Here is a 24,923-nt window from a genome sequence, read left to right on the forward strand (position 1 = left end):
GGTTTATTGACAGTTGTTTCTGTTAATAACAACTCATTTGCCAGCTGCTGATATTAAATGGCTTCAGTTATAAAGTTCAGTACTGATTCTCTTATTGCATTTTCGGTCTCTGTAATCAATATCTAATGGTTATTAAGTTCCGCATTAATGAATGGATATCAGGAGCCCCAATGGCAAGATTGGGGTTCTTTGTAAGCGTCAATTCAACCACACATTCTAAACCTCTATAAAAAAGGGCACACTAATACCTCCATTTAACTTCAGAGGTCTTTATGAGCCCATCTCAAAATAAAGCGGCTATGCAAGAGCATATACCGCAATGGCAAGCCAGTCGTTTAACTCAGACCGAGTATTGCAAGACCCATGCTATCAAGCCGCATATCTTCAGTTATTACAAAAAGAAATTCAGTTCGGCCAGCTCGTCAGGGCAACAAACCAGCCGACTGGTTCCGGTAAAACTTGTTGCCGAAGACAATTTAATTGACCCAAGGCTATCTTTTCATCCATCGGTTATTAAAGTCACTCATATTAATGGCTTTATCCTGGAAATACAGGCCGATACGAAGCTCAGCGTTTTAAAACCGTTATTGGAATTGGTGAGATCTTTATCATGATAAACGGTCTTGTTGTTAATCAGGTGTATCTGGCAACAGGTTTTACCGAAGTCCATTAATGGCTTGTCCCTGATTGTGTCAGAGCAGTTGGGTCATGATCCCTTTACCGGGAGTGTTTTTGTCTTTTGTAATCGCTCTCGCGATAAACTGAAAATACTCTATTGGGAATGTAATGGATTCTGGCTTTATTATCGTCGCCTGGATAAGGGAAAGTTTCAATGGCCAACCGAGTCGAACGAACAGACTCTGACACTCAACTTACGTGAATTACACTGGTTACTGGATGGTTTATGCTATTGATCAAGCGACTCTATTTTGCATAAAAAGAATCCATAAGAAAGCAAGTTAAACCTTATTTACCAGCCTTTTAGTGGTATAATATTCACCATAAAACACTTCCTGAGACACTGCCAGATGAAACGAATGCACTGCAAAAAATGGTGCTGGATTATCAGTCGACAGTGTATCAATTACAGGAAAAACTGACATGGTATGAGGAGCAGTTTCGTCTGTTTCAACACCAGCGCTTTGGAGCATCCAGTGAAAAGTGTCCTGATCAAATGGCGTTGTTTAATGAAGCGGAATCGATTCTTGACGCCTTAAAGCAAGAGGAGACTGATCTTGAAGAAACGGTTAGCTATCAGCGTAAAAAGCCAGGTCGTAAACCGCTCTCCAGACATCTCCCACGAGAAGTGGTGCGCTATGAATTACCTGAAGTAGAACGTATGTGTGTGACTGTGGCCATGCCTTGCATGAGGCTGGCGAAGACACGTCAGAGCAGTTAGAAATCATACCTGCTCAAATCAAACTGATTCAACATGTGCAGGTAAAGTATGCCTGTCGTGCCTGTGAAAATGGCATGATCAGTGCGCCTAAACCGGCACAACCTATTCCACGCAGTTTTGCTTCGGCCAGCTTACTAGCCTACATTATTGTGGCCAAGTTTATGGTGGATAGCTTGCCACTCTATTGGGGTAACCTGAGCTGCTATATTGATGACGGAAATATACACATTGATAATAATGCAGCTGAACGTCGTATCAAACCGTTTGTGATTGGGCGTAAAAACTGGCTGTTTAATCAAACACCTCGTGGAGAAAATGCCAGTGCACTGCTATACAGCCTGGTGCAAACAGCGGTTGCCAATAATCTGGAGCCTTTTGATTATCTGAAGTATTTGCTTACTGAGCTACCCAAGCTTGGCAGGCATTATGAACCAGAAGCACTGGATCAGTTTCTACCCTGGAACTTGATTGAAAAAGTTAAGCCTTTAATGTAAGTGGAGTAGCTTGTCTAGGTGGGAAGAATCGACGGTTACTTTAATTCAATGACTTCACACCCCGCTCTCTCTGTATGAGCATAAATACTCTGGTAAACAAATTTTCCAATATCCCCTTTTAAAATTCGATAACGATACTTTGGCACAAAAACAATATGGTACTGTCAAAACCATATGACATGTGATAATTTTTGAAATCTGCTCATTTGTCTCTCTTAGTTAAATTGCGGGAACAACTTAACTTGTTGATACTCTTGAGCAGACTTTTACGCAAAGCTTTTTTTGCCCCCGCCCACAGGGCGCGGTTATCTAAGTTGTAATATAGTTAGCGTATAGAAATGTGTTGTTTGTACAGGTAGAGGAATCTATGAAAATTGCCTATTTTTCTAATTAATTTATATGGAGGATAAAAATCTCTCAACTTAATGCTATTTTGCTTATTTTTTGCAGGAAGGTTACAAACCTGTATGTCAATTATTAAAAGGTATATTTGATGAAGACAAGAGTTTTGACGTTTTTGGTTTTGATTCTAGTGCTGGTTACTGACCTTGGGCCGGTACCGACGATTAGTCTTATTTTCCTTTATGTTGTTAATTTTAGACCGTTATGGTTTAAACGGCTTGTAGATGAGATTTATCGATGATAACAAGAATAATAACCTCTCTGGTACTGGTAATTTTAGCAATTATAGGTATTGGTCCTATCCCGACAAGCAGTCTGATTGCTATTTATGTTGTGCTTTTCAGGCCAAAGTGGTTTAAGCATTTGGTTGATAGCATTTACCAAAATGATTAGTATGCATGCACACGATCGGGAACCTCGAGAAACCTGAAATGGCTATTTAGACTATTTCAGACACACTTAGCCTGTTAAAAGGAAAAAGCAGGCTTAACATTGCACTTTTTAGGCTACATAAACGCGTCAAATTGCAGGCGGGAGTCAATAATGTAGCAGATTGGAGTGCTGGATATCTAGATGCGCCGGGTAGAAAAACAGCAAAAAATATAGGTTTTCGTCACGAAGGGATAAAAACAGGTATAGATAACCAACATAAAAATTTCATGGCTAGTTATCTAGTGATGACCGTTATAGCAATAATCCTGATTACATATTCAGTCATCGTTTTGGCATCAAGGATATAAATACAGGCATCTCAAAGGTCTCAAAGTCAACAAACTCTTGTGCAAGTGCTTGGTTGAAAAGTTGTGCTGCAGATCGGTATTTAAGGTGTATTCTTTTTAAAAATTTTGAACCATACCCATACAGAACAAGTTGTACCAAGTGCAACGTAGGCATAGTTTGCAGTCAATTTGAGTAAGGTATTGCCCGGGTCATGCTGTAAAGTATCTTTTAAATCCGGAGTAATAAAGTAGGTCCAGAGCAGGGCAGGGATAAAAAAGGCCAGGAATCCTGTTAAAGCCATAGGAACGGGGTTTTTACCTGCATCTAATGCGGATTTAAAAAACAGGACGGTGATAATAATTGCTGCGAGAGTACCAGGCATCGAGACCTCCTTAAGTTTAGTCGCATGTATCATAGCCTGAACAACTATGGCTGTCTATTTCGAAGGAGATATGTGGTATTTTCTAATGATCAAAAAAAACGCCTAATTATAAAAGCTTGAGCTAGTTTTCATTTCTTACTTAAAAGTATAAATTCAAAAGAATTAAGAAACTGTGCTGCAAACTAAGCATATAATTAAGCGTTTCGTTATCTCCGAGACATATTCTATAGGTACACCAGAAATTTATATAGATAGCATAAAGTTTATATTATATAAACCCCTGGTTTATAAAAACGAGTGAATAATGGATAAGCTAAAAAACATGCAGGTATTTTGCCGTATCGTCGAGCTGGGAACGTTTGCAGCGGTTGCGCGGGAAATGGACGTGTCCGCCATGATGATCAGCAAATATATGCGTAGTTTAGAGAATTCTTTAGGTATTTCATTAATTAACCGTAAGACACGGCAGTTATATGTGACTGAATTAGGCCAAGCATACTATCGTCAGTGCAAACAAATTTTAGAGGATTTAACGGATTTAGAAAGCTCGATTGTTGAATCCGGGAAGCTGGTAAAGGGGGTGCTAAAGATTAATGCGCCAATTGATTTCGGTGGAATCTATATGTTGCCGGTCATTAATGCGTATCAACAGAAATATCCTGAAGTGGATGTATTAATGTCACTGGATAACACCTTTGTTAATTTACGCTCCGGAAAATATGATATTTCGATAGTTGTTACCGATAGGCTGGACCAGGGCGTGGTCGCACGAAAAATTGCGCAGACGTCTTTATGTACCTATGCGTCTCCTGATTATCTGCAGCGATTTGGAACACCTGAAACTATAGAGGATTTAGCTGCGCATAAATGCTTACACTATTTAGATACACCGCATGCCGACGCCTGGGTCTTTAATAAAGGTCAGGAGCGTATCGAAATTCGACCAAAATGGATTTTTGCATCAAATAATGGCGGTGCCCTGTGCCAGGCTGCTTCATTAGGCATGGGAATTGTGCGCTCGCCAGCGCTGTCAGTAAGACGTTACGTGCAGTCAGGTGAATTAGTTGAAATACTGGAGGATTTTAAACTGCCTACTTTATCTGTTTATGCAACTTATCTACAGCGTAATTATTACCCGGCCAAAATAAGTACTTTTATTGATTTTCTGGTGGATTCTTTTCTTGATAAAGGCCACACAAAGAATAAAGAGACTGGTAAACACACTGGGCAGTCAAAATAAAGTCAGTCAGTTATTGTATTTTCACCGGGCAATTCTCAGCTTTTGTTAACCAGATATTTATTTGTTTAAGAGCTGTCATATAGGCAGTGGCAGATATTTACAGTGTTCAAATGTGCCACTATCATTTCAGACCGTAGGACGTGACAATAGGCTCTCTACCCAGTGTAACATCATTGAAGTATTCATAGGTACAAACGCCTAAAAACCCGCCAGAAATATTAATGACCTGTGTGTAACCTTTCTGTTGCAGTGCGAGCACAGCATTATAAGAGCGTTGTCCTGAACGACAATGGACATAAACAGGAACATCTTTAGGGATTTCCGTATATCTTTCACGCAATTGTGAGAGAGGAATAATTTTGGCATTTTTAATATGTGCCTGGTCATATTCATGCATTTCGCGTACATCAAGAATATACGCATCCTGCTCGACTAATTCACGAACTTTGCTCATGGAAACTTGATTAAAAGCGCCATGCAAAATATTAGATGCCACATAACCAGCAAAATTGACCGCATCCTTACCGGTGCCAAAAGGGGGGGCATAACACAATTCAAGATCACGCAAGTTATCAACGGTTGCACCAAATTTAATTGCTGTTGCGATAACATCTATTCGTTTATCGACATTGCCATGCCCAATTGCCTGAGCACCCAGTACACGGCCGGTAGGTTTTTCAAAAATAACCTTGAAGTCGAGTGTTTCCGAATGTGGCATGATACCGACTCTGTCAAAAGGGATAATCTCTACCCAGCCATACTCAATATTGAGGTTCGCTAAAATATTTTCGTTGAGCCCCGTTGCAGCAGCATTATAGTTAAAAACTTTAACCACCGAAGAACCGATATAACCTGTATTTCTAATCGGTTTGCCATGTATATGATCAGCTACTGCACGCGCTTGTTTTAGCGCAGGGCCCGCTAAAGCGAGTTTAAAATTATCCTGTGCCAGAATGTTATACACTTCAATAGCGTCACCCACAGCATAGATATCAGGATCGTTAGTCAGGAAATTAGAATCGACTTTTATCGCCCCGGTTTTACCCAGTTCAAGCCCTGCCTGTTTAGCCAGACCTGTTTCCGGCACAATGCCTATCGACATCACAATGACTTCTGAGGTGATTTCTTTGCCTGACTGCAAAATCACTTTATTCGTATCAAAAGCAGTGACTTTATCGCCGAGCACCAGCTCAACGCCATTGTCTATGATTTCTTTATGCAGAATTTGCACCATATCATCATCAAACTGATTTAACACTTGAGGAAGTGCTTCCACCAGCGACACCTTATGACCCGCTTCAACCAGGTTTTCCATCACTTCGATACCAATAAAGCCGCCACCGATTACCGTAATTCTTGAAGGCTTAACCTGGTGAATGAATTTGTTGAGCTTATCAATATCCACCACATTTCTTACCGTAAAAATATTGGCTTTTTCGATACCTGGAATCGAAGGAACAATCGCTCTTGCACCCGGTGAAAGTATGAGTTTATCGTAAGGCTCTTTATAGCTTTCACGGCTGACCAGGTTTTTAACTTCAACCTGTTTATTGGCTCGGTCTATGGATAGAACTTCGCTATTCGTTCTTGCTTCAATATTATACTGGCTCTTGAATAGCCCAGGATTCATCAATATAAGATTTTCCGCCTTTTTAATTTGACCGCTTAAATGATAAGGCAGACAACAATTTGAAAATGATACATCGCGGCCTTTTTCAAACATAATAATTTCATCATCTTCACCCAATCTTCTTAGCCTTGCAGCGGCAGATGCGCCACCCGCGACACCACCTACGATTAAATATTTTTTGCTCATAATATTAAGTTCTTAAGTTGATAAATTATAATTTTCATGTTCTACATGAACGCAGTTGTATTGATATATGTTTATTGTGTCGGACACAGTCAGTTCTGGCAAATTACTTCTATGTAAAATTGGAGCATAAAAAAAATCTCAAGGGATATTTTCTCACACTCTCGCGTATAAAATACAATAGTGAACCCCATTCCACCCAAAACAACCGCCACTCTGTCGGCACAAAAAGATGTCAGATCCATACCAACAAGTTCATAATGAAAAAGAGACAACGTATCCATACGTCTGCGTTACTCACTGTTTTAACGCGAATGCAATTGATAGGGTAGCCAATTTACCTTGCCCAAACTTTCCTTCGATGGGAATGCGTTATCGCTAGTCATTGAGTCATTGCTGCTGTTCTTGCTTCATTTTTAGTTAATTATTCTAAACTATCAGTGAGTTATTTTGTGAGTAGGCTCTAATAATTCCGTTTCTGATCCCGATAGCTCAGAAAAATTAATCACTTTCATTCTGATCGCCAGATAAATCAGCTCAATGTCACTGCTGACGTTTAACTTACTTTTAATCAGGTAATGACAATTGGATACAGTTTTCTGGCTAAGATTAAGGGCTCTAGCAATCTCTTCTTTGGAACGCGACTCAGCCAGCATGCGAAAGATTTCAAATTCACGAGTCGATAAAGATTTTAATGCTGTATGTTGGTAACCAGATTTTTCCAAAGCTAATGCCTGAGCCATATCGGGGCTTAAGTAGTGGCGGCCGGCATACACTTCATAAATCGCCTGTAACAATATTTCCGGTGCGCTATTTTTAGTGACATAGCCTAGCGTACCGGCATTCAGTGCCTGTAGCGCAAAGATCGGATTTTGATGCATACTGAAAACCAGAATTTTGGCCAGTGGCTCGCGTTGTTTAATGCGCGTGATGGTTTCAATCCCGCCTTGTTTAGGCAAGGAAAGATCCATAATCACGACATCAGGATGCATATCTTTAAAGCGTTGATAGGCTTCTGCGCCATCAGAGGCTTCAGTGATGACTTCCAATCTCGCTTGTTTTTTTAGCAATGAGCGATAGCCTTCGCGAATCATGGCATGGTCATCGACCAGCAGTAGCGTAATTTTGGGTTCAGACGTCATCATGTCAGTTTTTCTGTAAGGGAATTGTGATATGTACGCGCAATCCACCGGATTTATTATTTTCCAGATTCAATTGTCCGCCTAATGCGCTGACCCGCTCACGCATACCTAATAATCCCATGCCTGAATTTGGCTTAAACGGTAGCTCTGCACTGCCATTATCGCTTATCGTCAGTGTTACTCGATCACTGTTAATCGTCAGCTCAATCGTCGCGCTGGACGCATGGGCATGTTTAGCAATATTAGTGATGCCTTCCTGGATAAGCCGGAACAGCGTCATCGGCAAAGGCTCTGCGAGCTGCGCGCAATCTCCTTTGATCATGAGGCAATAATGAATTTTACGACCAGCGCGAGTATTCCATTCGCTAAGCAAACTGTTTAAACTGGCTTCAAGCCCTAATTCATCAACTTCAGCGGGTCTTAGTTTCACCAATAGCTCGCGTACCGTTTGCATAATATGGTCATTAATGCGGCTGATATTTTTAGCTTCATCCACTAATACCGGGCATTCCTGTTCTGCAGTTTGGGTAATAGAGGCTGCCAGGGCATTAATCGCCGCTAAGCACTGACCCAATTCATCGTGCAACTCTCTGGCTAAATAACGTCGTTCTTGGTCCTGCAAGGTAATCAGTTTATAGGTTAATTGTTTGCGCTCATTTAAGAGCTGCTGCTGACTGCTGGCTAAGTCATTAATCGCTGTTGCTGTTTGTTGCCATTCCAAAAGCTTAAAATCAGGCAGGCGCACAGTTAAATCACCGCTCTGCATTTTCTTTAATCCAGTCACGATCACTTGAGCAGGGCGTAAAGCCTGACGGATGGATAAATAAACCAATAAACAAACTGCCACAATAGTAAAAGCAGATAGCGTTAATAAGACCCGCAGATTTTCCCATGCCCGCGCTAATTCTTTTTCTGCGCTAGGTGTCAGGCTAAGTGCACCATGTTTCCGACCTTTAAAGGTAATTTCCCGTTTTATTTCAAGACCGGGATTAAACAGCCATTGGTACGCGATTGCAAAGGCACGTGGCCATTGTGTTGCAGGCCATTCAGCTCCTCGACAAAGACCGCGTGTAAAACCATTATTGGCAGTAATAAAACGGAGACAAACGCCAGAAACATGACTGGTTTCCTGCCATAAGCTTAAATCAGGAAATTTATTAGCCTGGCCAAAACCGGCATCAATACGCAGTAATTGCATGTGCAATTGTTGAGTTACTGAATCGAGTAAGGCTTGCGCTTCCTGCTTTGCTTGCCGATCCGCCTGATAGAGCACATAAGATGCTGTGCCCAACAAACAAAATAGTGCCACCAGAGTGATGCGTAGCAGCAAATGGAATTTCAAATTCATACAAACATACTCGAAGCGATTAACAGCATAAACGGAAATAAAATACCCTGTTTGTCATTCTATGCGTCAAAGAAAATGATTGAAAGCGATCTTAACAGTGCGGGCAAATTGCCCGGTCATCGTGGGCAATTATCTGCATCCTTAATGACTCTAAATGATTATGCTACCAATAACGGCAAAATTAGTCGTGTCGTGTCGTTACATTAACTTACCCAGAGGATAAACCCATGACCCCTTACACGTTTGATGATCGAAATATTCATTGGCATAAACTTGGCGATTTTGAGCACATTGTTTATTCCATTTTAGATATTGATACAGATAATAAAATTGTCGATGTACTGTTTAAATTGGAGCCACATAAACAAATCGTTCTGCATAGGCATAAAGCGCTTAATAAAACCCTGGTTATACAAGGCGAACATCACTTATATAAAGCAAATGGCGACATCAAGGAAGTCCGTGCTGTCGGTAGCTATACGTCAAGCCCTGCCAGTGAGGAACCGCACAGAGAGTGCGGCGGAGATGAAGGCGCGGTGGTTTTTTTTAGTATCCGAGGCGAGGAGGGGATTTTATACGAAATACTTGATGATCAAGAAAGTATAATCGGCACACTCAGTTTTCAGGACTTTAGCGACTTATTTGCCGCGCATAAAAATCATTAACGATGATAAAAATGAGGATAAGATGAACATAATAAAAGGCATCGTTGCCCCAGGTCTCTTGCTGTTTATGCTGCTTATTTTCGGAACAGCGAATGCCGCAGAGAGAATCGCTATCTTGTCTTTTGAACTGAATGACATCACCTCTTTACCCAATACGCTGGCAGAGCAAATTAGAACCGCTTCAATAAAGCCCTTACTAGAACAAGCCATGATTCAGACAGGTGAGTATGAAATTATCCAGATTAGCCCCGAGCAACAAAAAGCCAGCAATGCAGGCTTCGGTTATTTATTCAGCTTTCATGATATTGCCGCTAAGCTGGGTAAAGGCGTTAATGCAGACTGGATCATAGTTGGCCAACACAGCAAGCCCAGTTTTCTGTTTTCGTATTTGATTGCACATGTTATCAATGCCCATACAGGGAAGTCGGTAGCACGCTATGATATAGAGCTAAAAGGTAATCATGAAAAAGTGATGCAGCGAGGGGTGAGGAAACTGGCCAGGGAGATTGATCGGGTGATTGTTGGGTTGGGGAAAGGTGACTAAGCGTTAAGCACGGTAGGTCCTATGAGCGTAGCGTAATCGGACGCATGATTGCCCGTGTGACCATTGTCCTTTTCAAAAAGGATAAAGATTATGCCCAACTATCGAAGAGCATTAATTCCAGGAGGAACGTATTTTTTTACGGTTAATCTTCTCCAACGGCGTGATAATAATTTGTTGATTCGGGTGATAAACCTGCGTCGAGAAACGGTACGAAAAGTACGTAAAAGTCACCCTTTCTATATCGATGCGTGGGTTGTATTACCTGATCATTTGCATTGCGCGTGGACATTGCCGCCTGATGATAGTAATTTTAGCCTGCGTTGGGGTTTAATAAAAAGTGGATTTTCACGATCCTTACCTAAAAACGGAAAGACGCACCACAAGGTAAGAAAGGCAGCAGGAGAACGAGGAATATGGCAACGACATTTTTGTGAGTATGTCATTCGTGATGACTTGGACTACCAGCGTCATGTGGATTATATTCATGTAAACCCATTGAAGCATGGTTATGTAAAACGAATTATAGATTGGCCTTATTTAACTTTTCATCATTATGTAGCCCGTGGAATTTATTTGCCGAATTGGTGTTGTGATATAAATAACTCGGTTGATGGTGATGAATAACATGCGTCCGATTACGCTATGCTAATCGGACCTACCGTGCTGCCCGGTTTGTTGATAAGAAGGAGCATTATTTTTTCTGTTGTCAGTATGGTTATGATGAGGCGGTTCAGCAATAGGGTACGCAACAGGCGAATGTTTCCTGATTGAAGTGGAGGAGTGATTAGAATCACTCCGGGGAAGAGGGTAGGCAGTTTTTGTATCAGTATGATCAGAATTTTGAGGTGTTTCGGTACGGATATTGGCATGATTAACGAACTTCATCCGATAAAAGAGCTGGATAGCTTGTTGAGCTGGTTGACATTGCTGTTCAGACTGCCGTTTTTGCCTTAATTTTTGCAAAAAAAGGGTAAGCTGTTTTTATTATCAGGGCTATGCTCATATTTATGACAAAAATCCCAATAATAGCGTAGCCATTTTTTATAGTAACCTTGTTCCGGTTTTGGTACAGCTTCTTGAATTAATAAATCACAGAAATAGTGGTTAATATGTTTTGGAATAGTGAACATGGGAAGATATACTGAAACTGTTTTTTGATAGAAAAAGATGGATATACTGCCTAGAGATAGTAGCTTTCAGTAAAGTGCTTGTCAAATAAGTAAAGTCTAGTGTATAAGTTATGCAGAAACTAGATAATAACTTGTTACATGGAGAAACTAGTCTTATGATTTCGGTGAAACTGAGAGATCTTCATTACCAAGATAAAGAAGCTGTCACTGCCATGCTTCGAGATCCTCAGGTAATGAGGTTTCTAGGGCCTCGTCGCGCCCTAGCAGAAGATGAGGCGGATTCGTGGTTCGAGACAGCGCTCGCTAACCCGACCCGCTTCGCTATTGTCGAGGCTAAAACTGACGAGTTCATCGGGTTTTGCGGCGTTAAACAGATAAATGGTGTTCCGGATTTTGGCTATTTCATCAGGTCGGAGTTTTGGGGCAAGGGCATAGCTGCCAAGGCGTGTGAGTTGGCAGTTGAAAGGCTATCCTCCGAAATCGATTTGGAGATCGTTCAGGTTTTCATCGCGGATGACAATTTGGCTAGCCAAAGAGTAGCTCAAAAGCTGGGCTGGCAGGCCACGCACAATGCTTCTAAGGATGGTGAATATGGCCATTACTACCGAATCACCATGTAACCAGGCGGTCAACCGGACGCCAAAAGCGTGCCGCTTTTGGTTTCCTCCGCTGGCGCTCCGGCGCCGGTTACCTCAGCGTTATGTTTTATGCGGTTTCGAGAATAAATTAGGAGAGAAAAATGAAAAAAGAATATTTTGAGCCTACACAAGAATCTGGTGCGGCACTTTTTAAAAGGAATATAGGTGGTGAAGTGGTAATGCTGAATCTGCTTCGCCTTAGAGATGTAGCCGACTACTCAAACAATCCTGAGCTATCCCCGGAATCGCCCATTTCAGGTAAAGAAGCTTTCAAAAACTACATTGACCATACACTTCCTTTTTTGCAACGTTCTGGTGGTGAATTGCTCCTGTTAGGTGAAGGGGGCAAATATTTTATTGGGCCAAGTGATGAAAAATGGGATCTTGTCATGCTAGTTAAGCAGAGTTCAGTCCAAAACTTTTTCTCATTTGCTAGCGATCCTGAGTGTATGGCGGGCATTGGTCATAGAACTGCAGCAATAGCAGATTCTAGACTGCTGCCAATAGTTGAGAATGCAGCGGCAACATAACAAAACGTTCAAGTACGTTCCGGCGCTGCGCGCCTCCACCGGTCCCAAAATGGCTGCGCCCTTTTGGGCCGCTTAGGAGCGAGGGTTTAATAATACCCGAAAGTATGACGTAGGATTTTGGCATCACAGGCGTGCTAGGAAAACAGGCGCATAGCAGGCTACGCAACTGGTTTTCTAGCGTGACTGTGAAGTCAAAAGACAAGTCAGACTCGGGTATTATTGAATTCTCGCTCCTTAACTCAAACGTTATAGGCTTAGCTTGAATTCGTGCGGTTTGGCCTCATAACTATTGAGCGGTAATTTCGCCGTGTCAAAGCTGGAGAACAGTCATGTTCGAAGAAGCAAAAGAAGCTGCTGAGGCACGAAGCGCAGCATCTTTAAGTTGCAAAGATACACCTCCTTCCCTATAAACTGATCATTCATAGGTGCTACATCATCCTTAAGCACTTCATCCATGCGCGTTTGCCAGTGACAAAAACCACGTTAAAAACTTTCCAACGGCCAGCGCCCAAAAGTGTGTACCAAGATCAATTCGCCTTCCCATACTTTTCTACTTCATCATATTGTCCAGAAGCATCATAACTATAAAACCTGCTATCACAGCGAATGTTGCATAACGGGCTTTGCATTTTGCCTGGGTTTCCGGGATGATCTCCTCACTAATTACAAACAACATGGCACCAGCTGCAAACCCCATGGCGACAGGTAAAATAGGTTGAAAAAGAGATACTGCAACCAGGCCAAATAATGCACCTACCGGTTCTACCAGGCCCGTCAGTGTTGCAATGATGACTGCTTTTTTAGGGTTGTATCCCAATGCAACCAGAGGCAATGAAACATCCATTCCTTCAGGTATATTCTGTAAACCAATAGCAATAGCCAGTGCGATACCATTTTGAATAACTGGGGTCAGATACAAATTAAATGTTATACTGATCATTAAATAATTTATATTCGGTATCATATCATGGCGCGCCTCCCAAGAATATCACCCGCTGGAGTTCCGGTTCACATAATTCAGCGAGGTAATAATAGGCATACCTGTTTTGCTGCAATGGAAGATTATAGTGCTTACATAAGTTGGCTAAAAGAGTATTCAATAAAGTATGCAGTGGATATTCACGCCTGGGTATTGATGACAAATCATGTCCATCTGCTTTGTACACCACAACGAGATGGGGCGGTGAGCTCAATGATGCAATCAGTTGGTCGTCGGTATGTGCAATATTTCAATTATCAGTATCAGCGAAGCGGTACGCTCTGGGAAGGGCGCTATAAATCGTGTTTGGTTCAAGCAGAGAAGTATTTGATAGAGGTATATCGGTATATCGAAATGAATCCAGTAAGGGCAAAGATGGTGGAAGATCCAAGTGAGTATGTTTGGTCAAGCTATCAGGTTAATGCATTGGCTAAGAAATCCGATTTATGTACACCTCATCCCGAATATTTAAGGTTAGGGAGTACAAAGAGTGAGCGCATGGAAAATTACCGTGCTTTGTTTGCTTATCATGTGGATGGCGATTTATTGGGTGAAATCAGGTTGGGTCTCAACAAGGGCATGGCTATTGGGCATGATCGTTTCAAGGAGGAGATTGAGAAGTTGACTGGTAGAAGACTGAAGCCCCAAAAAGTAGGGCGACCTATCGGGTGGCGTAAGAAAATGAAGGGTATTTAATTTGTATCTGACCCGAATGGCACTTACTTAAGAATACAACACATACATCACAGTGAGTTACTTTATTTTTTTCGGGTGTCCATTCTTTCTAATCTCTGCTCTTGCTTCTTCTCTAGGTTTCATTAACAAGGAAAAAGGCTTTGGTCTTCTTTTTACTGCACGAGGCTCTATTCGACCAGGACGATTTCCAACCCGCTGCTGAGCAATCAATACAAATAATGATTCTTCAATGACTCCTGTACCAGTAAGAGCAGTCTGTTGAGTCCATGCCAACCACAATTGTAGTGTATGCTTAAAGCTAAGCTGGCGTGGTAATATATCGGCTAATAAAGCCGCTTGAGCCATTAATAATCGAATCAGATTATAGGCCAGAAAATAGACCCATATCTCCTTTTCACTCATTTCGGGTGTTTTACAGCTTAGCGTTTCCATTCCCATCGTCGTTTTTATGTTCCGGAAATCAACTTCAATCTGCCAGCGTTTTTTATACAAAACCTTGAGTTCTGGTTTCGATGCTTCTTTAGGGCATAGCAATGTTGTTATGAGTATTTTGCCATGGGTGCTTAACTCACGGATAAGTAACGTTTTCGGTGCAACATCATAGTACGCTTGTGCCATCCAGTCTGGTTTGATCTTTGGTTTGGTTAGTTCGATTAGGTGATCTCTGGTACCTATTCGTTTGCCTTTCCTAAAGTCAGTTACCCGTTTACGCGCGCCCATTTGCTCAAAGACGGCATCAATGCCTTTTTCACGCAGTGAAGCTAACAAAAAATAGGTACCATAAAAAGCATCGCCAAGAACAAGGTCTCCCGTATTAAAGGTGTCTATAATATTACGAAGCAAACTTTGCTCATCTGAGCCTTTTCCATTGAACCGTCCTATCGACGCATTTAAAACGGCCCCACTTGAAAGGCAGATAACGCCAACCAACCGACAAATTGGAAAACCAAGTCCTGGTTTTTGACCACTCTGCTGAGGATATACTGCCTGATTTTCAACGGTGTCGGGCATTGTTACAGTGGTTCCATCAATTAAATGTACACGCCTTCCATGCCAGCGCCATTGCTCAGGGATTTGACAGTTAATGAGCTCACCTGTCTGGCAAACTAGGTCAGAAACCATTGCTAATGGCAAACGCTGTCTTGCTCGACAATACCCCCCCGTAGAGGTACTAACAGGTGCAAGACCACCAATGATACGTTTTATTGCTGCATCATTGACCGCTTTTTGACAGGAGCGGTCTTCACTCAATGCTTGTGCTAAAAATATTGAAAGTGTTTCTGTTGGGGGATAAAGTCGCTCTCGGTGTTCAGGTAATAAGGTGTCAACTCTTGATAGCAGTTCAGGACAGGTGAGCAGGTTAAAAAATTGATACGAATCTGTCTTTTCTGCACATTTTTTTATTCTTTGTTGCTGGCAGCGTAAAAATTTGTTATTAATAAACATTAAGGCAGGTTTCTCGGTGATGGCTAAGTTTTTTTGTCGCAATCAGTTTATCATCTAACCTGCCTTTTTTAATATTTTCAATAGGTTATATCTTAAGTAAGTGCCATTCGTATCTGACCCCAGTTATTCCAGTTATTATGACCCCAGTTATTATCATAGAAAAAGATGGATATACTGCCTATCAGCATATCAAGGCTCTCTCGTCTGCTGATAAGACTCGACCAGAGGCAATGCGAAGCGCTTTGGGCACAGGAGCCATTCTCAATAGATTCGAAGTATGAATATCTAGTCTTGGGCGTATTGAAAGAACAACCCGGTGATACTGAGCTTCAGAAAGAAGGTGACGTTATTAAGCTATCGCAATCCCAAGTATCTACAATATTATCTTTCGCTGTTAACTATCTTAATTTACTCGAGGTAATATTCGCTTCCTGGAAATACTATACTGCTGACCGTAACATGATTGAAGCGGAGTTTTATTCTAATATTTCTCCAAAGCGAGATTTTTTCCCACTTAACAACTTTAGGATTGCAACGGGAATCTATCCTTCTATAGCAGAGTTCACGTTGCACATGAAGAACAAATACAATAAAGCGGATTTAAAAAACAAAATTGCCTAACAAATCCATAAACTCGGACCGTAAAAAGCGCCGCTACGCTCGTGTGTCATGAAGAAAGGCGAAAGTCTTTCATGCTGTATTAAAGATGAGGGTAGGCCCCTCGATTTCGACAGTCAGTTGTTGAAATCAAACCACCCGATGCGGCTACTGTAAAGAGCAGTGGTCGTGAGCGATTTGGGAAAAGGCCGCCTTGAGCGGTCAGGTACGTATTATGGAGATGAACGAAAGTGAACCCCCGATGCAGTGTCGAAATGGAAAACGTTGCTGTCAAAACCAGACTATGAGCGTAAGTCTGGGATAAGTCTTGATGTGAACTGGAATACAGGCAAGGCGGCAGTCGGCATAGAGGGGGCATGAACATAATAGATAAAAGGGTCAGTACCCTTTTTAAGTAATATAAACATAACTATTTGTTTATATTTATTAAATTCCTTTAGCCCTTAAAAAAGGGCTACGACCCCTTTTACCCCCTTAAAAAGGGCTACGACCCCTTTTACTACCCGATGTATCAAGCGAAAAAAGGAAATGGTAGATGTTAGCCATAAAGTTGGGCATAATGTTGAGAATTAAAAAATGATTGATAGGTTTGGTTGAACTTCCCGAATTCATATAATAACTGCAACACCTCTTTAAAGGGTTAGATGGTATAGTTTCCGTCGACTAAAACCTGAAACTAAAAAGAGGTGCTCAATGAACACGTTTAACCATCTAACCCAAGAGGAAAGATTTTACATTTATACGCAACTAAAACAAGGCGTTTCTAAGAATCAAATAGCCATCACATTGGGGCGTCATAAATCGACTATTGGACGTGAAATTACGCGTAATACAGGTCAGTGTGGTTATCGTTACAAGCAAGCTGAGAGAATAGCTAAACAACGCCATATTGATAAGCCCAAAAACATCAAGATGACGGCTGAGTTACAACAGATAATAACGCCTTTAATCAAAGAGAAATGGAGTCCTGACTGTATTTCAGGACGCTTAAAACAACAAGGTAAGGACTCCGTCAGTCATGAGACTATTTACCGTTATATTTTAGCTAACAAAGCAGCCGGTGGCGATTTGTATACTTATTTGAGGCATCAAGCCAAACCTTATCGTAAGCGATATGGAAAAAATGATTATCGCGGAACGATACCCAGCCGTGTTGATATTGATGAGCGACCAAAAGTGGTTGATGATAAAACGCGTTTAGGTGATTGGGAAACAGATACTGTTATCGGTAAAGGACATAAAGGCGTATTGGTGACGCTGACTGAACGGGTCTCAAGGCTCAACTTCGCCATCTCAATTGAGCGTAAAGAATCTGAATTAACGAAAGAGGCGATTATCAATGCTCTTGAGCCTTTTAAACGTTGGGTTCACACGATTACCTTTGATAATGGACGTGAGTTTTGTGGGCATGAAGCCATTGCAAAAACACTCGACTGCGGCACTTATTTTGCCAAACCGTATCATTCGTGGCAACGAGGTTTAAATGAAAACCACAATGGCTTATTAAGGCAATACTTCCCTAAAAAAGAACCTTTGGATAAGGTAACTCAAGATGAGGTTGATAGTGCAATTACAGCACTTAATCATCGTCCAAGAAAAGGGTTAAATTACAGAACTCCATGGGAAGTATTTTGCCAAATAACGGGGGTTGATATAAATAAATCACAGGGTGTTGCATTAATTGCTTGAATTCGCGCTTCTATTTATGGGTTTTTCTACAACCTCGTTATGCATTGTTAATATTTCGAATATGGAGGGTTGTGAATGTCAGTGTTTAATAATCTTCTAACCTGCCAACTACAAGGCGTCAAAGGCACTGAGGTGGTTGTAAGCCATGTTACTGTACCTCCGAATACAACGTTACCTAAGCATTGGCATCCCGGAGAAGAATTCGCATACATACTTGATGGATCACTTGTTTTATGCCAGGAAAATGAACCTGAAATGGTGTTTAAAAAAGGAGATGCGTGTGTCGTTCCCTGGAAAAAAATTCATACTGTGATGACAAGGGATGAAAATGTAACGATATTAGTTTTTCGCGTACACGAACAAGGCCAGCCAGAAAGAGTCCTAGTGGAATAGATGCTTGTTAGCTAATGCATACAAAGCGCGTTAAAGTCCGTTCCGGCGCTGCGCGCCACCACCGGACGCAGCTGCAGATAAAAGGGTCAGTACCCTTTTTAAGTAATATAAACATAACTATTTGTTTATATTACTTAAATTCCTTTAACCCTTAAAAAAGGGCTACGACCCCTTTTACTACGCGACCCCTTTTACTATATGTTGGAATCGTTGTCTGGTAATCGTCGAGGCCAGTACAGCATTCGAATCAACAAACAGTTTCGAGTGTGCTTCTGCTGGACCAAGGCGGGTGCGGAAGACGTCGAAATTGTTGATTATCACTAGGAGTTAACTTATGCGAAACATTGATGCCGTAACGCCAGGCGAGTTATTGAAGGAGGAGTTTCTTGAGCCGATGGGTATTTCTCAATATCGCCTTGCTAAAGAAATCGGGGTGCCTGCTCAGAGAATCGGCCAGATTATTGCTGGAAAGCGTTCGATAACCGCAGACACTGACTTGCGGCTCTGCCGGTTCTTTGGTTTGTCTAAGGGTTATTGGTTGCGGGCTTAGGTTGTCTATGACACTGAGATTGCGGAAGATGCCCTTGAGGACCAGTTAAAGAATATTCGTCCCTGGAATTCTGTTTCAGGGTTTGAGCATAGGGCATAACCAGATGCTTCACCCGACCAAAAACAGCGATGCGGTTTTTGGTCGGGTGAGCTTATCGTTAGCTGTAAAAAATAATCTTGCCGTTACGTACGTTTAGGCGTACGATATTGTTTTCTGTTTAGGAGAATATATATGAATACTCTTACGGCAAGTGAAGCTAGGGCAAATTTGTACAGGCTATTAGATCAAACTTCAGAAACTCATCAGCCAATAACTATTTCAGGAAAAAGAAACAGTGCTGTATTAGTTTCTAGTGAGGACTGGGAATCAATTCAAGAAACGCTTTATCTGCTAACTGTTCCGGGTATGAGAGAGAGTATCAAGCAAGGAATGGAAGAACCTATTGAAAATTGTTCTAAGGAGCTTGATTGGTGAGTTGGGTACTCGTATATACCAAGCATGCTCAAAAAGATGCAAAGAAACTTGTTTCCTCAGGTCTAAAAAGTAAAGCAAAATATTTGCTACAAGTTATCGAAGAGAATCCTTTTCAAAACCCACCGCCATTTGAAAGATTGGTTGGTGATTTATCTGGTGCAATTTCTCGACGTATTAATATCCAGCATCGGATTGTGTACCAAGTTTATGAAGAGAAAAAAGTCATAAAAGTTCTGCGTATGTGGACACATTATGAGTAATATCAAAATTTGTTCAGCTAACAAAGCGTTCAAATCGGACACCGTAATGCTGTCACCTGTTTTGCAAAAACACGCAAAACAGTCGCCATCATCACTTCGCCGGTTAACGCGGCGTTAGGCTTAGAAACTCGACTCTCAGAAAGATCGATCTCCAAATTAGCATCTATATTGCCTCAAATGCCTTATTGATACATGTGAAATATCCCATGTACGTTACAACTATTAATAATTTTCTTACTTTATCCTCCTCAATTAATCAGTTAAGCAATGGTTCAATTATTGCTGATAAGTTTAATACATATCTTTAACAAACCAACACTGCATTGTAGGAGAAACGCTATAGATAAAAGGGTCAGTACCCTTTTTAAGTAATATAAAAATAACTATTTGTTTATATTGATTAAATTCCTTTAACCCTTAAAAAAGGCTACGACCCCTTTTACTGAAATGGCTGGAATTATCGGGTGTTTTTACAATATCAACGGATGCTGTAGAAGAAAATTTAAAACCTTTATAAAATGGGCTAAAAAGCAGGGAATTAGTGATGATGACTTGAAAAAAGCTATAGCTGAAATACAAATAGGTCTAATAGATGTAAATTTAGGCGGAGATGTATATAAAAAAAGGATAGGGATACATGGCAGAGGTAAACGGAGTTCACATCGAACTATAGTTTTAATGAAAGTAGGCGATAAAGCAATATTTGCCCATGGGTTTGCAAAGGGAGAGAAGGATAATATTGCAAAAAATGAACTTGAAGGCTTTAAGGGAATGGCAGAAGCTTTTCTTGGTTTGAATGATGAAATTGCAGTCTAAATTGATAAACAGAGTTTAGTAGAGGTATTTTTAAATGAATAATGTCCAAGAAACAATAAGCGAAATGGCTGCAGATCTCTATGAAGTTGGTGCAATAGATAAAGTAACATTAAGAAAATTCAATATTAAATCATTGTCTCCCGTACCAAATTATACTGCGAAACAGATTAGTTTAATTAGGAAGAAAGTAGGCCTTAGCCAGGCAGTGTTTGCTGCTTATTTAAATGTGTCTGACAGGGCTGTAAAAAAGTGGGAGCAAGGAGAAAGTAAGCCTAGCGGAGCAACTCTTAAACTACTTTCTATAGTAGATAAAAAAGGGATTGAAATAATTGCATAGTATTTGGGGTTTGATAGGAAAGCCAATTCTGATGTTTACCCAAATTTTATAACGCAAAATCAACCAGACGAGCTGGTTATTTTTGCGTTATAGGCTTAGCTTGAATTCGTGCGGTTTGCACCCATAACTATTGAGCGGTAATTTCGCCGTGTCAAAGCTGGAGAACAGTCATGTTCGAAGAAGCAAAAGAAGCTGCTGAGGCACGAAGCGCACCATCTTTAAGTTGCAAATGATGCGCCTCCTTCGTCGGCACATCCTATAAACTGGTCATTCAGATGAGCTACATAATCCTTAAGCACTTCATCCATGCGCGTTTGCCAGTGACAAAACTGCGTTAAAAACTTTCCAACGGCCAGCGCCCAAAAGTGTGTACCAAGATCAATTCGCCTTCCCATACTTTTCTACTTCATCATATTGTCCAGAAGCATCATAACTATAAAACCTGCTATCACAGCGAATGTTGCATAACGGGCTTTGCCTTTTGCCTGGGTTTCCGGGATGATCTCCTCACTAATCACAAACAGCATGGCACCGGCTGCAAACCCCATGGCGACAGGTAAAATAGGTTGAAAAAGAGATACTGCAACCAGGCCAAATAATGCACCTACCGGTTCTACCAGGCCAGTCAGTGTTGCAATGATGACTGCTTTTTTAGGGTTGTATCCCAATGCAACCAGAGGCAATGAAACAGCCATTCCTTCAGGTATATTCTGTAAACCAATAGCAATAGCCAGTGCGATACCATTTTGCATGTTATCAACACCGAAGCTAACGCCTACCGATAGGCCCTCGGGAAAATTGTGAATGGTAATGGCGAAAATGAACAGCCATATTTTTCTGAATGACAGGTCTGATGCTTCATTTGAACCAACAAAATGGATATGGGGCAGCTTTCTATCGGCTAAATCGAGGAATAAAACGCCCATTACCATACCTACCGCAACGACATAAATACCCCAGCCGGGCCATAGCAGATTGCCGAACTCCATGCCAGGAACAATTAACGAAAATGCAGTCGCTGCTAGCATGACACCACCCGCAGCACCTAGCATCGCATTATAAACTTTCACTGGAACTTGCTTGAATAATAGCGCTATGGAACCGCCAACACCAGTCGCCAGGCCGGCAAGAATACTCGCTATAAAGCCCACCGCGACTGCATAGCCGAATATAAGATAAAGTGTCCCTATTACCAATACCAGTATCGTACCCGCCATTGCAGCCAGCACTTGTTTTTGATTTCTGTTAGAAAGCGCAAGAAACTGAGTTTGTTTGTTCTTGAGTCCCAGAAAAGAAACGATTTGGTTAAAAATGGCTAATGCTTTCGCTTGAAGCGTATCGGTATTATCGCTACTTGTAATATTCATAAGATAGTTGTTTTTTAGTTGAAAATATAATCCTGGCTGTGTTTTGTTCTTACGGGCAGTTAGTTTGCTTTTTATCCCACAGCACCAAACAGCATGCCAACACCTGCTGTAACAATCATCGCCAGCACTCCCCAAAAGGTAATACGTGTAATAGCGATTACTATCGATGAGCCACCTGTGTAAGCAGATAGTCCGCCTAATAGCACCAGAGATATGATCGACATTGTGCCTACTGTAGAGATCAAAGGTGCCGCCTCTAATGTCGTCAGGTTACTCATAAATAAGGAAAACTGTTCCATTTGCAAAAATGGATAAACAATAACCATTAACAATGGCAGGGCGGCACCTATTGAAAAGGTAAAGGCTGATGTAAATGCTGCCTGAATCGGGCGGGCGCTAAAAATATCAGAAATGCCCAATTCATCACGAGCATGAGCACCTAAAGCATCGTGTGCCATTAACTGTTCGGCAACTTGTTGCGCTAAATTCGGGTCTAGTCCTCTATCCATATAAATGCTCTTCAATTCATGTACTTCATGAAGGTGATTATTCTCCAGTTCTCTACGTTCCCGTTCCAGATCTGCATTTTCGGTATCTGCCTGGGAACTGACCGATACATATTCACCAGCGGCCATAGACATGGCTCCCGCAACCAGGCCGGCAGTTCCGGTGACTAGAATAGTATGATTATCCACATTGGTTGCGGCAATGCCGATGATCAGGCTAGCAGTTGAAACGATGCCATCGTTAGCACCTAAGACAGCTGCACGTAACCAGCCTGTATGTTGAGATCGATGTTTTTCATGATGTGTCTTGGGCATATTATTATCCTTGTGATCTTAAATTGTTTCTGAGGGTAGAATGACCAGTGGTAACTGAACCACTACACGAAATCCCCCTAATTTAGAAGAGCGACCAAATGTAAGTTCTCCCCCGTTTTGATTGACTATACATTGTGCAATCGATAAGCCCAGTCCATGTCCTGGCGTTGACTCATCCAGCCGGGTTCCACGAAGATTTAATTTTGATAGATCCGCTGTGGAAACGCCCGGGCCGTCATCTTCAATGATCAATTGAAAGTTAGAATCCAGGAAAATACTGATTTGAACGGAAGAATGAGCCCATTTACAGGCGTTATCAACAAGATTACCCGCGAGCTCTAACATATCTTCACGATCAAATAAGACACTGATTTTTTCTGGAACATTCAGCGCAATGGATAATTTTTTATCTTGATAGATGCGCTGCATGGCATTAATCAGATCGCTTAGTTCCTGATGTATTTCAATTTTTGTGGTTGCCGGCCCGCCACCAGCTAAGCGACTACGCTTTAACACCCGATTCATCAACCTTTGCATATGAATTGTTTGGGAATTTAGTGTATTGCAGATGTCAGGTTGAGCCTGTAACGCTTCTTCATTAACTAATTGTTGCACGACTGTCAAAGGTGTTTTCAGCGCATGGGCTAAATCACCTAGACTATTGCGTGAATCTTGCAGGCGTTGCTGCAAAACACTGAGTAATCGATTAACTTCAGAAACCAGTAATGCAACTTCTTCCGGGACATCGGTATCAAGCTGTGTTCTTTCTCCACGCTCCAGACTATCAATTTGTATCTGGATGCGTTTTAACGGTCGAAAGCTTAAGCGTAAAATAATAATTTGGATGCCTAACAGCAATGCCAGTAACAGCAACGCAATCATTGAATAGCGATGCTGAAAGTTATCCATAATAACCAGGGAAGGGGATAAATTCTCGGCAACAGCAATAGTGATCGTCTGCCCTTGTATTTTATAGGCGGACACCAGCATAATTAAAGGCTGCTGTTGAGGACCTGTCCGGTACAATTGCTGTGTTTCACCTGCAGCTAAAAGTGGCATGGCGAAATCCTGATCCCAGAGCGATCGTGAACGGAGCACATTATTATTCAGGACAATACGAAAATATTGTCCCGAAAAAGGACGTAAGTAAACTGGCTCAATTTGTTTGGAGTCCAGACTCAGTTGTCCCTGTTGATCAATATTGATTGCCTGCAACAGGCTTTCACCATCGTGCTGTAAGTGCATCGCAATGTATTGTTCGGATAAATCTGCTATCGAGTGTGTTGTCACCTGCCATAACAGCAAAAAAACCAGCATCAGGCTGATGGACAATCCCAGGCTTAGTCGTAGCTGTAGCGACTTCATCTGGCATGCTCATTAAAAACATAACCTTGCCCCCGACGAGTTTCAAAATAATCTTTACCCAGTTTTTTGCGTAAATGATTAACATAAACTTCAATCACATTGCTGTCCTTATCTGAATTTAGATCATAGACCTGGTCTGTCAATTTTGATTTACTCAATATTTTCCCGGGATGTAACATAAAATAACGTAATAATTTGAATTCAATACCGGTTAATTCAATAGCGGTATTGTCTGATAACGTTACTTGTTGTCGCTCTTCATCCATCAGCCAGTCCCCCACCTTTAAAATTCCGCCAGGCTGGTGATTCACACGTAGTATCAACGCATTGATACGGGCTAGTAATTCTTCAATATGAAAAGGCTTGGCCAGGTAATCATCAGCGCCGGCTTTAAAGCCATCGACTTTTTCATGCCAGGCATCTCTTGCCGTAAGGATAATAACTGGAAGAGAATTGCCCCTGGCACGCCAATTTTGCAAAACTGTTAAGCCATTCCGTTGTGGTAAGCCAAGGTCCAGTATGGCCAAAGCATAAATGTCTTCCTGACCCAAATATTCAGCTTCAATGCCGTCTTGGGCTACATCAACAGAATAGCCTGCCTTTTCCAGTGACTTCTTTAGCGTCTTGATCAGATTTGTATCATCTTCAACCAATAGTAAGCGCAT

General features: G+C 41.5%; 30 protein-coding genes and 2 pseudogenes. 20 read left to right on the forward strand and 12 right to left on the reverse strand.

What is annotated here, in order from left to right:
- The first annotated feature begins 272 nt into the window (after positions 1-272).
- From tnpA to AU255_RS21385, 4 genes and pseudogenes are all read left to right on the forward strand, one after another.
- Positions 273-614, forward strand: coding sequence for an IS66 family insertion sequence element accessory protein TnpA (gene tnpA, locus AU255_RS09845; protein ID WP_080522706.1), 342 nt, complete (start codon positions 273-275; stop codon positions 612-614).
- 9 nt (positions 615-623) lie between these two features.
- Positions 624-914, forward strand: coding sequence for an IS66 family insertion sequence element accessory protein TnpB (tnpB, locus tag AU255_RS09850; protein ID WP_080522707.1), 291 nt, complete (start codon positions 624-626; stop codon positions 912-914).
- A gap of 137 nt (positions 915-1,051) precedes the next feature.
- On the forward strand, positions 1,052-1,399 hold the full coding sequence (locus AU255_RS20350) for a transposase (RefSeq protein WP_198942583.1): 348 nt from the start codon (positions 1,052-1,054) through the stop codon (positions 1,397-1,399).
- A 185-nt stretch (positions 1,400-1,584) separates the two neighbouring features.
- Positions 1,585-1,893, forward strand: a pseudogene (locus AU255_RS21385) (IS66 family transposase); the annotation flags it as partial.
- A gap of 35 nt (positions 1,894-1,928) precedes the next feature.
- Here the strand turns inward: AU255_RS21385 and AU255_RS21390 are convergent.
- Both AU255_RS21390 and AU255_RS09870 read right to left on the reverse strand, forming a co-directional pair.
- Entirely contained in the window at positions 1,929-2,048 is a 120-nt protein-coding gene (locus tag AU255_RS21390; protein WP_080522708.1) for a transposase, read from the reverse strand.
- Positions 2,049-3,115: 1,067 nt separating this feature from the next.
- A complete protein-coding gene (locus tag AU255_RS09870) occupies positions 3,116-3,397 on the reverse strand; it encodes a hypothetical protein (protein WP_080522710.1) in 282 nt (93 codons plus the stop codon).
- Between the two features lie 304 nt (positions 3,398-3,701).
- Here AU255_RS09870 and AU255_RS09875 point away from each other — a divergent pair, with 304 nt between their 5' ends.
- Complete coding sequence (locus AU255_RS09875) at positions 3,702-4,637, forward strand: LysR family transcriptional regulator (RefSeq protein ID WP_080522711.1); 936 nt, start codon at positions 3,702-3,704, stop codon at positions 4,635-4,637.
- A gap of 121 nt (positions 4,638-4,758) precedes the next feature.
- Here the strand turns inward: AU255_RS09875 and AU255_RS09880 are convergent, their stop codons facing one another.
- The 3 genes from AU255_RS09880 to AU255_RS09895 all read right to left on the reverse strand — a co-directional run bounded on the left by AU255_RS09880 (position 4,759) and on the right by AU255_RS09895 (position 8,940).
- Entirely contained in the window at positions 4,759-6,453 is a 1,695-nt protein-coding gene (locus tag AU255_RS09880; RefSeq protein ID WP_080522712.1) for an FAD-dependent oxidoreductase, read from the reverse strand.
- 434 nt (positions 6,454-6,887) lie between these two features.
- A complete protein-coding gene (locus AU255_RS09890; protein ID WP_080523330.1) occupies positions 6,888-7,592 on the reverse strand; it encodes a response regulator in 705 nt (234 codons plus the stop codon).
- 4 nt (positions 7,593-7,596) lie between these two features.
- Complete coding sequence (locus AU255_RS09895) at positions 7,597-8,940, reverse strand: histidine kinase (RefSeq protein WP_080522714.1); 1,344 nt, start codon at positions 8,938-8,940, stop codon at positions 7,597-7,599.
- A gap of 227 nt (positions 8,941-9,167) precedes the next feature.
- On the opposite strand from AU255_RS09895, the gene AU255_RS09900 reads away from it, so the two are divergent.
- From AU255_RS09900 to AU255_RS09930, 5 genes are all read left to right on the forward strand, one after another.
- Positions 9,168-9,605: a cupin domain-containing protein gene (locus AU255_RS09900; protein WP_080522715.1), complete on the forward strand. Its 438-nt coding sequence runs from the start codon at positions 9,168-9,170 to the stop codon at positions 9,603-9,605.
- A gap of 22 nt (positions 9,606-9,627) precedes the next feature.
- On the forward strand, positions 9,628-10,149 hold the full coding sequence (locus tag AU255_RS09905) for a DUF2380 domain-containing protein (protein WP_080522716.1): 522 nt from the start codon (positions 9,628-9,630) through the stop codon (positions 10,147-10,149).
- 90 nt (positions 10,150-10,239) lie between these two features.
- A complete protein-coding gene (locus AU255_RS09910; RefSeq protein WP_080522717.1) occupies positions 10,240-10,773 on the forward strand; it encodes an REP-associated tyrosine transposase in 534 nt (177 codons plus the stop codon).
- A gap of 616 nt (positions 10,774-11,389) precedes the next feature.
- Complete coding sequence (locus AU255_RS09925; protein ID WP_233144605.1) at positions 11,390-11,899, forward strand: GNAT family N-acetyltransferase; 510 nt, start codon at positions 11,390-11,392, stop codon at positions 11,897-11,899.
- A gap of 119 nt (positions 11,900-12,018) precedes the next feature.
- Complete coding sequence (locus AU255_RS09930) at positions 12,019-12,447, forward strand: DUF1330 domain-containing protein (protein ID WP_080522720.1); 429 nt, start codon at positions 12,019-12,021, stop codon at positions 12,445-12,447.
- A 550-nt stretch (positions 12,448-12,997) separates the two neighbouring features.
- Here the strand turns inward: AU255_RS09930 and AU255_RS09935 are convergent.
- Positions 12,998-13,348 (reverse strand): annotated as a pseudogene (locus tag AU255_RS09935) (ZIP family metal transporter); the annotation flags it as partial.
- Between the two features lie 66 nt (positions 13,349-13,414).
- Between AU255_RS09935 and AU255_RS09940 the strand changes: the two are divergent.
- Positions 13,415-14,122, forward strand: a complete 708-nt coding sequence (locus tag AU255_RS09940) for a transposase (RefSeq protein ID WP_080522722.1) — start codon at positions 13,415-13,417, stop codon at positions 14,120-14,122.
- 57 nt (positions 14,123-14,179) lie between these two features.
- Here AU255_RS09940 and AU255_RS09945 read toward each other — a convergent pair whose 3' ends face one another.
- Positions 14,180-15,568 (reverse strand): IS4 family transposase, encoded by a 1,389-nt coding sequence (locus tag AU255_RS09945; RefSeq protein WP_080523332.1) that lies wholly within the window; start codon positions 15,566-15,568, stop codon positions 14,180-14,182.
- Between the two features lie 165 nt (positions 15,569-15,733).
- On the opposite strand from AU255_RS09945, the gene AU255_RS09950 reads away from it, so the two are divergent.
- The 9 genes from AU255_RS09950 to AU255_RS09990 all read left to right on the forward strand — a co-directional run bounded on the left by AU255_RS09950 (position 15,734) and on the right by AU255_RS09990 (position 20,705).
- A complete protein-coding gene (locus AU255_RS09950) occupies positions 15,734-16,189 on the forward strand; it encodes a hypothetical protein (protein WP_080522723.1) in 456 nt (151 codons plus the stop codon).
- Between the two features lie 690 nt (positions 16,190-16,879).
- Positions 16,880-17,875 (forward strand): IS30 family transposase, encoded by a 996-nt coding sequence (locus AU255_RS09955; RefSeq protein WP_143735900.1) that lies wholly within the window; start codon positions 16,880-16,882, stop codon positions 17,873-17,875.
- Positions 17,876-17,950: 75 nt separating this feature from the next.
- Positions 17,951-18,268 carry a cupin domain-containing protein gene (locus AU255_RS09960; protein ID WP_080522724.1) on the forward strand — a complete coding sequence of 106 codons (318 nt, stop codon included), beginning with the start codon at positions 17,951-17,953 and terminating at the stop codon, positions 18,266-18,268.
- A 198-nt stretch (positions 18,269-18,466) separates the two neighbouring features.
- Entirely contained in the window at positions 18,467-18,592 is a 126-nt protein-coding gene (locus tag AU255_RS09965; protein WP_080522725.1) for a type II toxin-antitoxin system RelE/ParE family toxin, read from the forward strand.
- 10 nt (positions 18,593-18,602) lie between these two features.
- On the forward strand, positions 18,603-18,818 hold the full coding sequence (locus AU255_RS09970; protein WP_233144607.1) for a HigA family addiction module antitoxin: 216 nt from the start codon (positions 18,603-18,605) through the stop codon (positions 18,816-18,818).
- Between the two features lie 231 nt (positions 18,819-19,049).
- Complete coding sequence (locus tag AU255_RS09975) at positions 19,050-19,292, forward strand: type II toxin-antitoxin system Phd/YefM family antitoxin (RefSeq protein ID WP_080522726.1); 243 nt, start codon at positions 19,050-19,052, stop codon at positions 19,290-19,292.
- A complete protein-coding gene (locus AU255_RS09980; RefSeq protein WP_080522727.1) occupies positions 19,289-19,552 on the forward strand; it encodes a Txe/YoeB family addiction module toxin in 264 nt (87 codons plus the stop codon). The genes AU255_RS09975 and AU255_RS09980 overlap by 4 nt, the downstream gene beginning before the upstream one ends.
- A 447-nt stretch (positions 19,553-19,999) precedes the next feature.
- Positions 20,000-20,368, forward strand: coding sequence for a type II toxin-antitoxin system RelE/ParE family toxin (locus AU255_RS09985; RefSeq protein WP_080522728.1), 369 nt, complete (start codon positions 20,000-20,002; stop codon positions 20,366-20,368).
- Positions 20,369-20,402: 34 nt separating this feature from the next.
- The gene (locus AU255_RS09990) at positions 20,403-20,705 is read left to right on the forward strand and encodes a helix-turn-helix domain-containing protein (RefSeq protein ID WP_080522729.1); all 303 of its coding nucleotides are present in this window, start codon (positions 20,403-20,405) and stop codon (positions 20,703-20,705) included.
- Positions 20,706-20,923: 218 nt separating this feature from the next.
- Here the strand turns inward: AU255_RS09990 and AU255_RS19790 are convergent, their stop codons facing one another.
- From AU255_RS19790 to AU255_RS10010, 5 genes are all read right to left on the reverse strand, one after another.
- Positions 20,924-21,100: a BrnA antitoxin family protein gene (locus tag AU255_RS19790; protein WP_143735901.1), complete on the reverse strand. Its 177-nt coding sequence runs from the start codon at positions 21,098-21,100 to the stop codon at positions 20,924-20,926.
- A gap of 6 nt (positions 21,101-21,106) precedes the next feature.
- A complete protein-coding gene (locus AU255_RS09995; RefSeq protein WP_408606489.1) occupies positions 21,107-22,066 on the reverse strand; it encodes a ZIP family metal transporter in 960 nt (319 codons plus the stop codon).
- A gap of 77 nt (positions 22,067-22,143) precedes the next feature.
- Entirely contained in the window at positions 22,144-22,893 is a 750-nt protein-coding gene (locus AU255_RS10000) for a VIT1/CCC1 transporter family protein (protein WP_080522731.1), read from the reverse strand.
- Positions 22,894-22,911: 18 nt separating this feature from the next.
- Entirely contained in the window at positions 22,912-24,258 is a 1,347-nt protein-coding gene (locus AU255_RS10005; protein WP_080522732.1) for a sensor histidine kinase, read from the reverse strand.
- Positions 24,255-24,923 (reverse strand): response regulator transcription factor, encoded by a 669-nt coding sequence (locus AU255_RS10010; RefSeq protein ID WP_080522733.1) that lies wholly within the window; start codon positions 24,921-24,923, stop codon positions 24,255-24,257. Before AU255_RS10010 ends, AU255_RS10005 begins: the two co-directional genes overlap by 4 nt.

The sequence above is a fragment of the Methyloprofundus sedimenti genome (genome assembly GCF_002072955.1).
Taxonomy (GTDB): Bacteria; Pseudomonadota; Gammaproteobacteria; order Methylococcales; family Methylomonadaceae; genus Methyloprofundus; species Methyloprofundus sedimenti.

Excerpts from the sequence above, each read along its gene's own strand:
- tnpA (WP_080522706.1), top strand. The coding sequence starts at position 273 with ATGAGCCCATCTCAAAATAAAGCGGCTATGCAAGAGCATATACCGCAA.
- AU255_RS20350 (WP_198942583.1), top strand. The coding sequence starts at position 1,052 with ATGGTGCTGGATTATCAGTCGACAGTGTATCAATTACAGGAAAAACTG.
- AU255_RS09870 (WP_080522710.1), bottom strand. The coding sequence starts at position 3,397 with ATGCCTGGTACTCTCGCAGCAATTATTATCACCGTCCTGTTTTTTAAA.
- AU255_RS09875 (WP_080522711.1), top strand. The coding sequence starts at position 3,702 with ATGGATAAGCTAAAAAACATGCAGGTATTTTGCCGTATCGTCGAGCTG.
- AU255_RS09880 (WP_080522712.1), bottom strand. The coding sequence starts at position 6,453 with ATGAGCAAAAAATATTTAATCGTAGGTGGTGTCGCGGGTGGCGCATCT.
- AU255_RS09890 (WP_080523330.1), bottom strand. The coding sequence starts at position 7,592 with ATGACGTCTGAACCCAAAATTACGCTACTGCTGGTCGATGACCATGCC.
- AU255_RS09895 (WP_080522714.1), bottom strand. The coding sequence starts at position 8,940 with ATGAATTTGAAATTCCATTTGCTGCTACGCATCACTCTGGTGGCACTA.
- AU255_RS09900 (WP_080522715.1), top strand. The coding sequence starts at position 9,168 with ATGACCCCTTACACGTTTGATGATCGAAATATTCATTGGCATAAACTT.
- AU255_RS09905 (WP_080522716.1), top strand. The coding sequence starts at position 9,628 with ATGAACATAATAAAAGGCATCGTTGCCCCAGGTCTCTTGCTGTTTATG.
- AU255_RS09910 (WP_080522717.1), top strand. The coding sequence starts at position 10,240 with ATGCCCAACTATCGAAGAGCATTAATTCCAGGAGGAACGTATTTTTTT.
- AU255_RS09925 (WP_233144605.1), top strand. The coding sequence starts at position 11,390 with ATGCAGAAACTAGATAATAACTTGTTACATGGAGAAACTAGTCTTATG.
- AU255_RS09930 (WP_080522720.1), top strand. The coding sequence starts at position 12,019 with ATGAAAAAAGAATATTTTGAGCCTACACAAGAATCTGGTGCGGCACTT.
- AU255_RS09940 (WP_080522722.1), top strand. The coding sequence starts at position 13,415 with ATGGCGCGCCTCCCAAGAATATCACCCGCTGGAGTTCCGGTTCACATA.
- AU255_RS09945 (WP_080523332.1), bottom strand. The coding sequence starts at position 15,568 with ATGTTTATTAATAACAAATTTTTACGCTGCCAGCAACAAAGAATAAAA.
- AU255_RS09950 (WP_080522723.1), top strand. The coding sequence starts at position 15,734 with ATGGATATACTGCCTATCAGCATATCAAGGCTCTCTCGTCTGCTGATA.
- AU255_RS09955 (WP_143735900.1), top strand. The coding sequence starts at position 16,880 with ATGAACACGTTTAACCATCTAACCCAAGAGGAAAGATTTTACATTTAT.
- AU255_RS09960 (WP_080522724.1), top strand. The coding sequence starts at position 17,951 with ATGTCAGTGTTTAATAATCTTCTAACCTGCCAACTACAAGGCGTCAAA.
- AU255_RS09965 (WP_080522725.1), top strand. The coding sequence starts at position 18,467 with ATGTTGGAATCGTTGTCTGGTAATCGTCGAGGCCAGTACAGCATTCGA.
- AU255_RS09970 (WP_233144607.1), top strand. The coding sequence starts at position 18,603 with ATGCGAAACATTGATGCCGTAACGCCAGGCGAGTTATTGAAGGAGGAG.
- AU255_RS09975 (WP_080522726.1), top strand. The coding sequence starts at position 19,050 with ATGAATACTCTTACGGCAAGTGAAGCTAGGGCAAATTTGTACAGGCTA.
- AU255_RS09985 (WP_080522728.1), top strand. The coding sequence starts at position 20,000 with ATGGCTGGAATTATCGGGTGTTTTTACAATATCAACGGATGCTGTAGA.
- AU255_RS09990 (WP_080522729.1), top strand. The coding sequence starts at position 20,403 with ATGAATAATGTCCAAGAAACAATAAGCGAAATGGCTGCAGATCTCTAT.
- AU255_RS19790 (WP_143735901.1), bottom strand. The coding sequence starts at position 21,100 with ATGGGAAGGCGAATTGATCTTGGTACACACTTTTGGGCGCTGGCCGTT.
- AU255_RS10000 (WP_080522731.1), bottom strand. The coding sequence starts at position 22,893 with ATGCCCAAGACACATCATGAAAAACATCGATCTCAACATACAGGCTGG.
- AU255_RS10005 (WP_080522732.1), bottom strand. The coding sequence starts at position 24,258 with ATGAAGTCGCTACAGCTACGACTAAGCCTGGGATTGTCCATCAGCCTG.
- AU255_RS10010 (WP_080522733.1), bottom strand. The coding sequence starts at position 24,923 with ATGCGCTTACTATTGGTTGAAGATGATACAAATCTGATCAAGACGCTA.